Origin of the sequence: Rhizobium sp. X9, assembly GCF_018873185.1 — a bacterium.
Taxonomy (GTDB): domain Bacteria; phylum Pseudomonadota; class Alphaproteobacteria; order Rhizobiales; family Rhizobiaceae; genus Agrobacterium; species Agrobacterium oryzihabitans.
This window is the reverse complement of sequence record NZ_CP071311.1, coordinates 2,374,984-2,388,630: the sequence shown is the minus strand read 5'-3', so window position 1 is coordinate 2,388,630 and position 13,647 is coordinate 2,374,984. Positions and strand designations below refer to the sequence as shown.

Here is a 13,647-nt window from a genome sequence, read left to right as displayed (position 1 = left end):
AAATGCGTCTCGAAAGCGTCTTTGGTTTGAAGGGTCGTACGGCTCTGGTCACCGGTTCCAGCCGCGGCATCGGTGCGGCGATTGCCGAGGGGTTGGCGGGTGCTGGTGCGCATGTCATCCTGCATGGGATCAAACCCGGCAGTGCTGCTGCCGTGCAGCAGAAAATTGTCGACAATGGTGGCGTGGCTGAGGAACTGGCGAGTGATTTATCCGCACCCGGTGCCGGTCGTGATCTCATCGATCGCGCCGAGGCGATCGCCCCGATCGATATTCTGGTCATCAATGCCAGCGCCCAGATCAATGCCGTTCTTCCAGATCTGACGCCCGAAGATCTGGCGTTTCAGCTGGCGGTCAATCTGGGATCGACCGTGGATATGCTGCAATCCGTCCTGCCGCGCATGGCAGCTCGCAAATGGGGAAGGGTGGTCTCTATCGGTTCCGTCAATCAGCTTCGGCCGAAGAGCATCGTCAGCGCCTATGCCGCCACCAAGGCTGCCCAGCACAACCTTATCCAGAGCCAGGCCCGTGATTATGCGCGGGACAATGTTTTGCTCAACACGCTTGCTCCGGGCCTGATCGACACGGACCGCAACGCCCATCGCCGCGATGGGGATCCCGATGGCTGGGCCGAATATACCCGTACGCTGAACTGGATGGGCCGCGCAGGGCAGCCTGAAGAGATGGTGGGCGCGGCAATCTTCCTGTCTTCGCAGGCCTGCAGTTTCATGACAGGCGAGAGTGTTTTCCTGACCGGTGGCTATTAACCGCGCAACACCAGTAGCTCAGTCGTCGGATATCGCCTTGGTCCTCTACTTCACGTGGTCGGTGCCTGCCGGAAAAGTCAGCTGCACCCTTGCGCCATCCCCGGGCTTTGAACTGATATGCGCTTCGCCGCCGCTCTGGCGGACGAAGCCGTAGACCATGGCGAGGCCGAGGCCGGCGCCGCCATATTCTTCGCGTGTGGTGAAATAGGGTTCGAACGCCTTGTCCACGGCCTCGGGCGTCATGCCGATGCCCTCGTCGGTAACGGCAATTATCAGCGCATCTTTCTCGGTCGTGGCCTCGATCAAGATCAGGCCGCCATCCGGCATGGCGGCTGCGGCATTCAGGCAGAGATTGAGAATGGACTGCTCGAAGAGGGCGGGATCGAGCGGGATCGACGGGAGGTCGTCATCGAGATCAAGCGCGATCCGGCATTTCGGGCCGACCGCGATCTCGAGGATATCGGCCATGCCGCGCAGCAGGTTGGCGACGTTGATGTGGCTGGCATGGATCGGCTGCTGGCTGCCGATCGTCAGCATGCTGCTGGCGAGAGACCGGCCGCGGTCTGCCGCCTTGCGGATACGGGCGATGTGCCGTTTCTGGCGGTCGTTGAAACCGGCTTCCCGTTCCAGCAGGCCGAGGCTGCCGGTGATGATGCCGATCATGTTGCCCACCTCATGGCTGACCTGGTGGGTCATGCGCATGATGCCGTCCAGCCGCTGGGCCTTTACGGCTTCTGCTTCCTGGCGATCGAGAGCCGTCACATCGCGGGCGAGCAGGACGATGCCGCCATCCGGCTGGCGTGACATCGAGACTTCGATCACCAGCTGATCTGCGGTGCGATGGCGCACGACGGCGCGGTCCATCAACTCGCCGTGCCCGCTTTCAAACGGCAATAATGCGGGATCGATTTCCGGGATCGGTTCGACAAAACGGCGAAGCGGCAGCTTTCGCGATGAGCCGGAGCGTCCGACAAGCTCGATGATGCGGCGGTTCATGGTGATTGGCCGGCCCGCCGGATCGAACAGCGCTATTCCCTCATTCATGTTGCGGAAGGTCGAGCGGATGGTGCGGGCCGCCGCTTCCGCCGTGCGCCGGAGGCGGGAGACACGATCGACGCTTTCATGGAAAGCACGGAAGGCGTCAAGCAGGCGGATCAGCTCCGTCTCAGGCCCGGTGTAGGATGGTGGGCCGACATCCTTCTCTCCCTTGGCAAGCGCATTCATGCCGTTGGAGAGAGAGGCGATGCCGCGCGAGACGCGCATCACCGAACGGATCGAAAAGATCGCCACCACGAGAACCAGAAGAGAAGCGACGGCGACGATGACCAGCAGCCGGCTAAGGGCATCAGAGGTCGAGATCAGGTCCTCGTTCAGGCTGCGGGCAACGGCATCGCCCTGGGTTTCCGTGACGTGGGAGAGATCCCGCGACACGGTGTGAAGCCGCGATACCGAGGCGCGGATCGCAAACATTTCCAGAAGATAGCGGCTCTGGGCCTCGAAGACCCGCTCATAGGGCTGCATTTCCGCCAGCGGAAGACGCTCGCCGGGATAACCTTCCTGACGTGCCGTCGTTTCGGCGACGTAGCGGCGGCGCAGTTCGCCCAGCTGGAAGAGGCTGTCGGACGCGGATGCGGCCTGCACGATGCCGTTCATCCGCCGGCGCAGTTCAGGATCGACGATGCCCCGGCCGGTGGCGATTTCGCCGAGTGCCGCTGCCGCGTCCGCCTTGTGGCCCTGCGCCGCATCGGCATCCTTTGCCAGATCCAGCGTCTGCACCCTGATAAGCTGGAGAAGTTCGACGATGCGGTCGTTGGAAAAGCCGCGCGTGACCCGATCGTCGCTGCCCGGTCCTGTCATTTCCAGCAGGATATCGACCTGCTGAACGACGGACCTGCTTTCGCTGGAAACGCGATAGGGAGAGGCGGCGTTCATCAGGAAGGGGGCGCTTGAGACGAGGTCCGACACCTGTCGCGAGACCAGGGATGCCTTGGCGAGGCTGGAAAAGGCCTGCAACCCATAGGCCGCCATTTCATCCCGCGCGCGCTGCAGGCCGTAAATGGCGATGGCCGAGAGGCTGAAGACAAGGATGCAGATGAAGACGATCGCAAAGGGCAGGCGAAAGGCGATGGAGGAAAGGAAGGAGCGGCTGATCACGGGGAAAGCTCGCCCTCGTCGGTATGCAGCACATAACCCTTGCCGCGCCGCGTCTTGATGTGACGCGGCAGGTCCGGATTACGCTCGATCTTGCGCCTCAGCCGCAGCACCAGCACATCGACATTTCTGTCGATGTAGCGGTCGCTTTCAGAACCCAGCCGGTCGAGGATTTGCGAGCGGCTGACGGGCTGGTTGGGCGTTTCGGCCAGAATCTCCAGAAGCGCGAATTCGGCGCTCGTCAGCGTCTTGCTGCGATCGCTGAGGCAGACCGCCCGGCGCGCATCAAGATCAATCGCCCAGTCACCGAGGTTGAGTGCCGCGCGGCCATGATCGCGCTCGCTATCCTTTTCCTGTTTCAGCGAGGGGATCGTCCGGCGCAGGACGGCCTTGATCCGGGCCGTGAGTTCGATGGGTTCGAAGGGTTTGACCACGTAATCGTCGGCGGCCGTCTCGAGCCCCAGGACCCGGTCGGCGGCGCTGCCGGCAGCTGTTACCATGACGATGCCGATGTCGATGTCGATCTGGCTGCGCAATCGCTGGGCAAAGGTCCGGCCTGACGTGCCGGGCAGATTGTGGTCGACGAGTACAAGCTGCATCCTGTCCCGCGCTAATATCTCGTCCGCCTCCTCGGCGGAGCGCGCGCAGGTGGGCAGCCAGCCCTCGGCCTCCACGAGGTCCGAGATGAGCTCTGCCATATCCGGATCGTCCTCGACGATCAGAATGCGAACCTTCTGATTAAGCACTTTGTATTCCTCCCGCCATCATCATAGGCACGGTGACGGCGATCTTCAAAGGCTCGCTGGTTATCTCTCCTGTCATAATTGTAATATCTGTAATCTTGTTCGGCGGTGCGGTGAAAGATTGGTAACCATTCTTCGATTGCGGCGCGGGCAGGATGTGACATGCTGTTGGTGGAGACTGGAACGGGGAGGTTCCGGGCAGGGAGGCTTAATTGAAAGCATTGACCGCACTTGCGGCGAGCATGGTCCTATGGCTGTGCGGCGCAGGGCATGGCATGGCCGAGCCGAAGTTGAACGTCCTTTGCGGCGTCGACGAGGCTTGGTGTTTGACCATGCAGCGGGCTTTCGAGGCCAAGGCAGGTCTCGAGATTTCGATGGTGCGCAAGAGTACCGGCGAAATTCTCGACCAGATTCGTGCCGAACGATCCGATCCGACCGTCGACGTCTGGTGGGGCGGTACTGGCGATACCCATTTGCAGGCCGGCTCGGAAGGCCTGCTGGAAGAGTACACGCCCGTGCATCAGCGGGATCTGCTGCCCTGGGCGCAGAATTTCTATGCGATGTCCGGCTCGAAATCGGCTGGCATCTATGCCGGTGCACTGGGTTTTGCCTATAATTCGGAACTGCTCGCGAAGAACAACCTGCCCGCACCCACCTGCTGGAAGGATCTGGCGAAGGATATCTATCGCGGCCACATCCTGACCGGCAATCCGAACTATTCCGGCACGGCCTTCACCATGCTGGCCACCCTCGTTCAGCTCTTCGGCGAGGAGGAGGCTTTTGGTTTCATGGCAAAGCTCAATCAGAACGTCGTGAGCTATACCAAGGTTGGTGCAGCGCCGGTCAAGGCGGCGGCGCGGGGCGAGATCGTGATCGGCATTTCTTTCATGCATGATGCCGTGACCCAGAAGATCGAAGGTTTCCCGCTGGTGATCGTCGCGCCCTGCGAGGGGACGGGCTATGAGATCGGTGCGGTCAGCATCGTCAAGGGCAACCACAATGATGCGCTGGCACAGGCCTTCGTTGAATTCGCGCTGAGCCCGGAGGGGCAGGCAACCGGGGCCAAGGCCGGGCAAAATCAGGTGCCATCAAACGCCCGGGCGACATTGCCGCTGACGGCGCCTGACATATCGATGATCAAGATGGTGGATTACGACTTCGCCACCTTCGGACAGCCGGAAGAGCGAAGTCGGTTATTGAGCCGCTTCGATAGCGAAATCCACCCGAGCCAGACCCAGTAGGGCCAAAAAACCAACACCTCAAAAAGGCAGCGCGCGCGCCGCAGGGCGCCGCGACCGGCAGCGCCATGTTCGCGCATGGCCCAAGAATTCAGACGCAAGCTACAGGAGGATAACCATGCGACTGACGATACTTTCCACCCTGCTTTTTGCCGGCACGGCACTGAGCGCCGTTTCCGCGCAGGCGGCGGGCGAACTGAACCTCATCTGCTCGGCCGATGTCGTCATCTGCGAGCAGATGAAGGGCGATTTCGAAAAGTCGCATGACATCAAGGTCAATATGGTGCGCCTGTCTTCCGGCGAAACCTATGCCAAGGTTCGTGCGGAAGCCCGCAACCCGAAGACCGATATCTGGTGGGCCGGCACCGGCGATCCGCACATGCAGGCGGCATCCGAAAACCTGACGCTGGAATACAAGTCGCCGATGCTGGATCAGTTGCAGGACTGGGCCGTCAAACAGGCGGAAAGCACCGGTTACATGACTGTCGGCGTTTATGCCGGCGCGCTGGGCTGGGGCTACAACACGGAAATCTTCAAGTCCAAGGGCTATAAGGAGCCGAAGTGCTGGGCCGACCTGCTGGCGCCGGAACTGAAGGGCGAAATCCAGATCGCCAATCCGAATTCCTCCGGCACCGCCTATACGGCGCTCGCGTCGCTCGTGCAGATCATGGGCGAAGATCAGGCGATCGACTATTTGAAGAAGCTCAACGCCAATATCTCGCAATATACCAAATCCGGCTCGGCACCGGTCAAGGCGGCGGCGCGTGGCGAGACGGCGCTCGGCATCGTCTTCATGCATGATGCGGTGGCGCAGACGGCGGAAGGCTTCCCGGTCAAGTCGATCGCGCCTTGCGAAGGCACGGGTTACGAAATCGGCTCCATGTCGATCATCAAGGGTGCGCGCAACCTCGACAATGCCAAGACCTGGTACGACTGGGCGCTGAAGCCGGAAGTGCAGTCGCGCATGAAGGACGCCAAGTCCTTCCAGCTTCCCTCCAACAAGACGGCGGAAGTGCCGAAGGAAGCGCCGAAGTTCGAGGACATCAAGCTCATCGACTACGACTTCAAGACCTATGGCGATCCGGCCAAGCGCAAGGCGTTGCTGGAACGCTGGGACCGCGAGGTCGGTGCGGTCGCCAACTGATCTGAAACACTGATCTTAACTCCGGCGACAGGCATCCCGGCTTTTTAAGCCGGGGTGTCCGCCACTCTTTCATCGGCATGAAACAAGCGAGGTCGGCCATGACACGTGGCAATCGCAGGCTGGACATCGTCCTGGCGTTCGGGGCTTTTGCCCTCATTCTTCTTCCCTGGTATCGCATCGAAGGCGGCTTTTTCAGCTTCCGCTGGCTTTCCGGATTTTTCTCGTCGGCCAGCAATGCGCCCGGTGTGCTGCAGATCCTGTCCTATGGCAAACCATGGCTGGTTGGAATCGTTGTCTTTTTCCTCGCTGCGTGTCTTGTCCGGCCTATCGGCGATCCGATGCGGCGCGGCAGACTGCTTGCCGTCATCGGCGCTGCCGGCCTCGTTTTCCTCGCCTTGCAGGGGCTGGCCATCGGCTTTACCGGCTGGAGCTGGGCGGTGAGCGAAAACCTCTTCGGCATGCTTGCCGATGGTCAGCCCTCCATGGGGGCAGGGGCCGTCGTCATGTCGTTCGTCTTCGTGCTGCTTTTTGCCTTCGGACTTGCCGAACGTGGCGTCATGAAAGGCGACGCCTTTGTCGTCGGCGCCATTTCCGTTCTGGTTTTCCTCGTCACGGTTTTTGTCTTCTATCCGATCGGCAGCATGCTCGTTGCTTCCGTTCAGGATTTCGATGGCTCCTTCAATGCTGATGGCTTCATTCGTAATATTCAGGATCCCGGCATCTGGAGCCTTGGCTGCGTCACAGGCGAAGAGCGCTGCGGCGTTGCCTGGCGCACGCTGTTCCTCGCCCTGATGACCGCCTTCGGCTCGACCGTGCTCGGTCTCGGCTTTGCGTTGATCGCCACCCGCACGCGCTTTCCCTTCAAGAAGGGCCTGCGGCTTCTGACGGTTCTGCCGATCATCACGCCGCCTTTTGTCATCGGCCTTGCTTTGACGCTGCTTTTCGGCCGCGCCGGCGTCGTCACCGAATGGCTTTTCTATCTCTTCGGTATCGAACCGGGTCGCTGGCTTTACGGCATGACCGGCATCTGGATTGCGCAGGTCCTTTCCTTCACGCCCATCTCGTTTCTGGTGCTGATCGGCGTGGTCGAAGGCGTCAGCCCGTCGATGGAAGAGGCGTCGCAGACGCTGCGTGCCGACCGCTGGCGCACCTTCTGGCGGGTGTCGCTGCCGCTGATGAAACCCGGTCTCGCCAATGCCTTCCTTATCGGCTTTATCGAGAGCATGGCGGATTTCGGGAATCCGCTGGTGCTTGGCGGCACCCATGGGGTGCTGTCGACGGAAATCTTCTTTGCCGTCGTCGGCTCGCAGAACGATCCCTCCCGCGCCGCGGTTCTGGCGATCATCCTTCTCTGCTTCACGCTTTCGGCCTTCCTTGCCCAGCGTTTCTGGCTGGCGGGCAAGAATTTCGCGACGGTGACGGGGAAGGGCGACAGCGGCGCGCATATCGCGCTTCCGCGCGGCCTGTCCATCGGCGTCCATGCGGTCGTCGTGCCGTGGATGATCTTCACCATCGTCGTTTACGGCATGATCCTTGTCGGCGGTTTCGTGAAGACCTGGGGTCTCGATAATTCACTGACGCTTGACCACTATATCCGCGCCTTTTCCGTCAGCTTTTCGAATGGCTCGATCGCCTGGACCGGCGTTGCCTGGAACTCGTTCTGGACGACCATGGAGATCGCGCTGGTGTCGGCGCCGCTCACCGCTGCCGTCGGTCTTCTGACGGCTTATATCATCGTGCGGCAGAAGTTTGCCGGTCGGAACCTGTTCGAATTCGCGCTGATGATGAGCTTTGCCATTCCCGGCACGGTCATCGGTGTCAGCTACATCATGGCCTTCAACCTGCCGCCGGTGGAAATGACGGGTTCGGCACTCATCCTCATCGCCTGCTTCGTCTTCCGCAACATGCCGGTCGGCGTGCGTGGCGGCATCGCGGCGATGAGCCAGCTGGACAAAAGCCTCGATGAGGCCTCGCTGACGCTGCGGGCCAATAGTTTCCGCACCATCCGCAAGGTCATCCTGCCGCTCTTGAGGCCCGCGATCACGGCCGCACTGGTCTATTCCTTCGTGCGCGCCATCACCTCCATCAGCGCCGTCATCTTCCTTGTCAGCGCGCAGTACAACATGGCGACGTCCTATATCGTCGGTCTCGTCGAAAACGGCGAGTACGGTGTGGCCATTGCCTATTCCTCCATGCTGATCGTTGTGATGATCACGGTCATTACCGGCTTCCAGCTTCTTGTGGGTGAGCGCCGTCTGCGTCGCGAAAACCGTGTCGCCGGCCTGCCGTCCGCTTCCTCCGTTCCTCTCGCTCAGGAGAAAACCGCATGATTTCCGTAAAGCCCGGTTCCGTCACCTTTCAGAATGTCCGCAAGACTTTCGGCGCCTTCACCGCCATTCCCGACCTCTCGCTCACCATCGAGCCCGGCACGCTGGTGACCCTGCTCGGCCCCTCCGGCTGCGGCAAGACGACGACGCTGCGCATGCTGGCGGGCCTCGAACATCCGACCTCCGGCCGCATCCTCATCGGTGACAAGGATGTCACCATGCTGCCGGCCAATGAGCGCGATGTCTCGATGGTCTTCCAGTCCTATGCGCTTTTCCCGCACATGACCGCGCTCGACAATGTCGCCTATGGCCTGCAATCCTCGGGATTGCGCAAGGCGGAAGCGCGGGAAAAGGCGGAGGAGGGGCTGAAGCTCGTCGGCCTCGCCGGCATGGGCCACCGCCTGCCTGCCGAACTTTCCGGCGGCCAGCAGCAGCGCGTCGCGGTTGCCCGTGCGCTGGTGCTGGAACCGCAGGTTTTGTTGCTCGATGAGCCGCTTTCCAACCTCGATGCCCGCCTTCGCCGCCGGGTGCGCACCGAAATCCGCGAATTGCAGCAGCGGCTTGGCTTTACCGCCGTTTACGTGACACATGATCAGGATGAGGCGCTGGCGGTTTCCGACCGGATCATCGTGATGAAGGAAGGTGAGATCGCCCAGTCGGGTGCGCCACGCGACCTTTATGAAGCACCGGCCTCCGCCTTCATCGCCGATTTCATGGGCGAGGCGAATGTCGTCGGCTGCGAAGTGTTGAGCCTTGAGGGCCCCGACGCGCTGATCCGCGTCGGAGGTGTGGATCACCGGGTTGCGGCACGCAACGCCCGGCCCGGCCCGGCAAAGCTTGCGGTTCGCCCCGGCTCTATTTCCATCGGCCAGCCGGGCGGGCATGGGCTTGCGGGGCGGGTGCTGCATAGTGCCTATCTCGGCGGTCATGTCGAGTATGAAGTCGAGACCGATATCGGCACGCTCTTCATCGTCGACCATGCGGTTGAGACCAGTCTGCCGCCGGCAAGCGATGTCACGCTCGGCTTCAGGAACCGTGGCATTGCCTTGATTCAGGCCTGAGTTTTTCGCCGATCTCACCCAGGGAGGGGCAGACGTGGTTCTGCCCCCGGCATTTTCCGTCCGGTCATGTCAAATAAATGTCTCACCGGGTCGCCTTAAGACTGGCTTAAGGTGCCGGCTGACTGTGTGTCGCCAAACAGGAGACATGCCGCAGAATGCACGACAGACCAATATTCATCAGCCGCCGAAACCTTCTTGCCCTGGGAGCCGCAAGTCTTCTGGCAAGCTGCGCCACATCCGGCCAGCCGCCGATGACGGCAACGCCGGTAAAGAGCGACGAACCTTTGCCAGCCGTAACGCCAGTGACCCCGGCGATGTATGCGGCGATGCCGGACGAGACCTTTCCGATCCCGGCCGTGAACATCAAGCAGGTGGATCCAAAATACTGGCGGCAGGTCGTCGATTATCCGACCGAAGAGAAGCCCGGCACGCTGATCGTCGATACGCCGAACAAGTTTCTCTATCACGTGCTTCCCGGCGGGAAGGCAACGCGTTACGGGATCGGCGTCGGGCGCGACGGCTTTTCATGGTCCGGTCGAGCGACGGTCGCCTATAAGCGTGCGTGGCCGAAATGGACGCCGCCGGACGAGATGGTGGCGCGGCAACCCGCGCTCCAGCCCTATAGCATCGCGAATGGCGGCATGCCCCCCGGTCTTAAAAACCCTCTCGGCGCGCGTGCGCTTTATATCCATCAGGGTGGAAAGGACACTCTTTATCGCCTGCATGGAACGCCGGAGGCCTTCTCCATCGGCAAGGCGGTATCCTCGGGCTGCATTCGCCTACTGAATCAGGACGTCATCGATCTCTTCAACAATGTAAGGGATGGCAGCTCCATCGTGGTTATCCCCGATCCCTCGAAGCGCTCGCAACTCGGCGTCTGACTGCTGGCATATGAAAGAGAGACTTATTCCCATGGCACACCAAATTCGAAACCGCGTGGACAAGGCAGGCCTTGACGGGCTCAGACGCCGCGCCTTTCTCCTTGGCTCGCTTTCGGCAGTTTCCGCCGCCGCATTTCCGGCCGCCGCATCCGCAAACAGTCTCAGGCTTGAGATGATCCTGCGTGATCCCGCAGCACCCGTTTCCGGCAACCCAGCCGGTAAACTCAACATGGTCACCTTCCTCGATTATAATTGCCCGTGGTGCAAGAAGACGGCCATTCCCATGCGCGATGCGGTCTTGAAGGACGGGGATATCAGGGTGGTCTACAAGGACTGGCCGATCATTACGAAAGATTCCGTCGAGGGCGCCCGTCTGGCGCTGGCGGCAAATTACCAGGGCGGTTACGAGATCGTGCATCATGCGCTGATGGCGATCAAAGCCCGCAGGGTGGAAGCGGACGAGATGCGCGCTGCCGTGCGCGCGACAGCCATTGATTTCGCGCGCCTTGAGAGTGATCTCAAATCCAGGGCGGCGGAGATCAATGCGCTGATTGAGCGCAATCACGAACAGGCGATGTCGCTGCAGCTGACCGGAACACCGGCCTTCATCATCGGCAAATTTCTCGTTCCCGGCGCTATTCGGAGCGCGGAGGAATTCACCAGCCTTTTCGAAAAGGCACGCGAGCAGGTTTAGTTTTGTCGGATAATGGTGGTTTCAGGTCCGGTCGGACAGGAAGCCACCATTCTGTCTATTTAAGAGCGATGGTGAGCAATGCACCTGCGTTTCTCGCTAGCCTCGCGCTTTTGCGATTGCGTCCTTCAGACCCTTGCGGTCGAGGACGCCGGCAAAGCTTGTCGACCCGACGACAAATGAGGGTGTGCCGATAAATTTGAAGGCGGCGGCCTGCACCCAGTTCCGGTCCAGCAGGCCGGAAATCCACGCCTGATGCTGAACCACGGCCTTGCCCACGCCTTCGAAGGTGAGGCCGGCTTTCGCAAGGGCTTTTTCGACATCATCCTGTTGCAACTTGTTCGGCGTATGAAACATCGCGTCGAGCGTCTTGTCGTATTTGCCGAGCTTGGCGCTTGCAAGCACCGCCTGCGCCGCCATGACCGACGCACCGCCGAAGACCGGCCAGTCCTTCAGCACAAGCCTGACCTTGCCGTCCTGCTCTACTACGTCGCGGACCATCTCGTAGGACGTCTTGCAGTAGGGGCACTGGTAATCGAAATATTCCACGACCGTCACATCGCCTTTTGGATTGCCGAGGACCGGTGCGTCGGGGTCGTTCAGCACCATCTCCCGGCTGGTCGGGTCGCTTTTGGCGGCAACAAATGACGGTGCAAAGGTCGCAAGGCCAGCCATTGCGACGAGCTTTCGGCGGGTGAGGATCATTGAAGGGTTCCTGAGGTGTTTGTGATTGCAGGTTTCATGAGGGCTTGCTGTGTCTGCGTCACCGCATCGATGACGGATCGCACCGAAATCTCGCCCACCATGCGGGCGGAGGAGAGTTCGGCACCGCTTCTGTCGAAGAACAGCATGGTCGGTGGGCCGACGACGTTGTTGTCCTTCATCAGTTGTTGTTTCGCAGGCGTGAGGTCTGAAAGATCGACGGAGACGAGATTAGTATTCGCAAGGCTTTGAGCAACCTGCGGATCGGCGAGGACCGAGCGCTCTATGACGCGGCAGGAAACGCACCAGTCCGCGGTGAAATAGACGAGGCTCGGCTTTTTCGCACCGCTTACCGCTTCTCTCAGTTCATCGCCGGATGCGACTGTGGTGAAACTCGCCTTTGTCAGGCCGGGCAAGGAGGATGCAACGACGGAACTGCCGGAACCCTGAAGCGGCTGGAGCATGCTCGTGCTGCCGCTTGCCGCACCGAAGGCGAGAAACGCGCCGTAGAGAACGGAAAGAAGGCTAGCGGATTTCATGAGCCGGCGACCGACACCCGCCTGTGGTGACAGCGTATCGAAAGCACCGAAGAAGACACCAAGGGTCACGAGCAATGCTGCGGAAAGCGCGAGTGTTGCGGGTGCGGGAATGAGCCGGTCCAGATACCAGATGGTCGTGCCGAGGAAGATGAAGCCGAACAGCCAGCGGACCTGCGCCATCCAGGCGCCCGCGCGCGGCAGGAGCGTTGCCCCGGAGGTGCCGATGAGGATGAGCGGAATGCCTTTGCCGATACCCAGTGCAAAGAGCGCGGCAGCGCCGAGAAGCACGTCTCCGGATTTGGCGATGTAGAGCAGCGCGCCTGCGAGCGGCGCGGTCACGCAGGGGCCGATCAGCAGTGCCGAACTGAAACCGAGGATGGCGGTTGAGCCGAAGGATCCGCCGAGTGAGCGTTGTGACCGCGCCAGCCGATCCCGCAGCCCCGATGGAAGCTGCACCTCGACCACGCCAAAGCTGGCGATGGCAAGGAGGGTGAAGACAGCGGCGGTGATGAGGATGGCCACCGGCGATTGAAGGACAATCTGAAAGCTCTGGCCGAGCCATGCGGCAAGTATGCCGAACAGGCTGAAGGCGGCGGCGAGAGCAACGACATAGGTGGAGGAGAGGAGGAAGCTGCGCCCCGGCGACAGGGAGGCTCCCTGACGACCCAGCGTGGCCGCAAGGATCGGGTACATGGGAAAGACGCAGGGCGTGAAGGCGAGCAGCACGCCGAGGCCCATGAAGGAGGCGAGCAGAAGCGCGATGCCGCCCTGATCGAGCATTCCCTCCACCATTCCCGGTTCGGCGGCGGGCGCAGGCCGATCTATTTTTTCTGGCTGTGCGGCCGGGGACATCGGGATGAAGGACTGGAATGCCGGCGGCGGTGACGGGTTCATCCCGAACGGCGCATCCACTTCGATCCTCGATCCGGTGATAGTGACCGTTCGCACCGGATAGCAGATGCCGCCATCCTGACATCCCTGAAACGTCACTTTCATCGTTTGGGGCGCATCGGCGAGCGTGGCGGCCGTTTGCCCGAAATAAACCTCCGTATTGCCGAAGCCGGGATCGTCCTTCATCTCGCCGGGCAATGTCTGAAGATCAAGTTGTTTTCCGTCATTGTCCGTGGCGTTGAGGGCGTCTCTATAGAGATAATATCCCTCTGCTATTTGCCAGCGGAAGGTGGCGGCTGTTCCCGTGCGGTCGATCGAGAACTTGAACGCATCTGCCATGTCCATCGGGGGATTGAGCGCGAAGGCGGGTCCGCAGACGGTGAAGATGACGAGGAGCACGAACGAAAAATTGAGACGCATTCTTTTTCCTTATGGGATAGGCCTTTTAGGAGAGGCCTATGGGATAGTCCATGAGTGGCGCAGGCTTCCGGTGGCAAGCTTAAGCCAGCCTTAAG

Annotated in this window: 11 protein-coding genes; 7 read left to right on the top strand and 4 right to left on the bottom strand. The window is 61.0% G+C overall.

The features are described 5' to 3' along the window. The first annotated feature begins 2 nt into the window (after positions 1-2). Complete coding sequence (locus JZY08_RS11700) at positions 3-764, top strand: SDR family NAD(P)-dependent oxidoreductase (protein ID WP_216330220.1); 762 nt, start codon at positions 3-5, stop codon at positions 762-764. 45 nt (positions 765-809) lie between these two features. On the opposite strand, the gene JZY08_RS11695 is transcribed toward JZY08_RS11700, so the two are convergent. Together JZY08_RS11695 and JZY08_RS11690 are read right to left on the bottom strand one after the other, a co-directional pair. Beyond that, on the bottom strand, positions 810-2,918 hold the full coding sequence (locus tag JZY08_RS11695; protein WP_216330219.1) for an ATP-binding protein: 2,109 nt from the start codon (positions 2,916-2,918) through the stop codon (positions 810-812). After that, complete coding sequence (locus tag JZY08_RS11690; RefSeq protein ID WP_216330218.1) at positions 2,915-3,661, bottom strand: response regulator transcription factor; 747 nt, start codon at positions 3,659-3,661, stop codon at positions 2,915-2,917. The genes JZY08_RS11695 and JZY08_RS11690 overlap by 4 nt, the downstream gene beginning before the upstream one ends. A 239-nt stretch (positions 3,662-3,900) precedes the next feature. Here JZY08_RS11690 and JZY08_RS11685 point away from each other — a divergent pair, with 239 nt between their 5' ends. The 6 genes from JZY08_RS11685 to JZY08_RS11660 all read left to right on the top strand — a co-directional run bounded on the left by JZY08_RS11685 (position 3,901) and on the right by JZY08_RS11660 (position 11,003). Next, complete coding sequence (locus JZY08_RS11685; RefSeq protein ID WP_216331557.1) at positions 3,901-4,899, top strand: ABC transporter substrate-binding protein; 999 nt, start codon at positions 3,901-3,903, stop codon at positions 4,897-4,899. 115 nt (positions 4,900-5,014) lie between these two features. Then, on the top strand, positions 5,015-6,040 hold the full coding sequence (locus JZY08_RS11680; RefSeq protein ID WP_216330217.1) for an ABC transporter substrate-binding protein: 1,026 nt from the start codon (positions 5,015-5,017) through the stop codon (positions 6,038-6,040). Positions 6,041-6,138: 98 nt separating this feature from the next. After that, positions 6,139-8,370, top strand: a complete 2,232-nt coding sequence (locus tag JZY08_RS11675) for an iron ABC transporter permease (protein ID WP_216330216.1) — start codon at positions 6,139-6,141, stop codon at positions 8,368-8,370. Beyond that, the gene (locus tag JZY08_RS11670; protein WP_216330215.1) at positions 8,367-9,428 is read left to right on the top strand and encodes an ABC transporter ATP-binding protein; all 1,062 of its coding nucleotides are present in this window, start codon (positions 8,367-8,369) and stop codon (positions 9,426-9,428) included. The genes JZY08_RS11675 and JZY08_RS11670 overlap by 4 nt, the downstream gene beginning before the upstream one ends. A 155-nt stretch (positions 9,429-9,583) precedes the next feature. Beyond that, positions 9,584-10,309, top strand: coding sequence for a L,D-transpeptidase (locus JZY08_RS11665; RefSeq protein ID WP_216330214.1), 726 nt, complete (start codon positions 9,584-9,586; stop codon positions 10,307-10,309). 31 nt (positions 10,310-10,340) lie between these two features. Beyond that, complete coding sequence (locus JZY08_RS11660) at positions 10,341-11,003, top strand: DsbA family protein (RefSeq protein ID WP_253204016.1); 663 nt, start codon at positions 10,341-10,343, stop codon at positions 11,001-11,003. 96 nt (positions 11,004-11,099) lie between these two features. Here JZY08_RS11660 and JZY08_RS11655 read toward each other — a convergent pair whose 3' ends face one another. Continuing rightward, a complete protein-coding gene (locus tag JZY08_RS11655; RefSeq protein ID WP_216331556.1) occupies positions 11,100-11,702 on the bottom strand; it encodes a DsbA family protein in 603 nt (200 codons plus the stop codon). Continuing rightward, entirely contained in the window at positions 11,702-13,552 is a 1,851-nt protein-coding gene (dsbD, locus tag JZY08_RS11650) for a protein-disulfide reductase DsbD (RefSeq protein WP_216330212.1), read from the bottom strand. The genes JZY08_RS11655 and dsbD overlap by 1 nt, the downstream gene beginning before the upstream one ends. Positions 13,553-13,647: the final 95 nt, after the last annotated feature.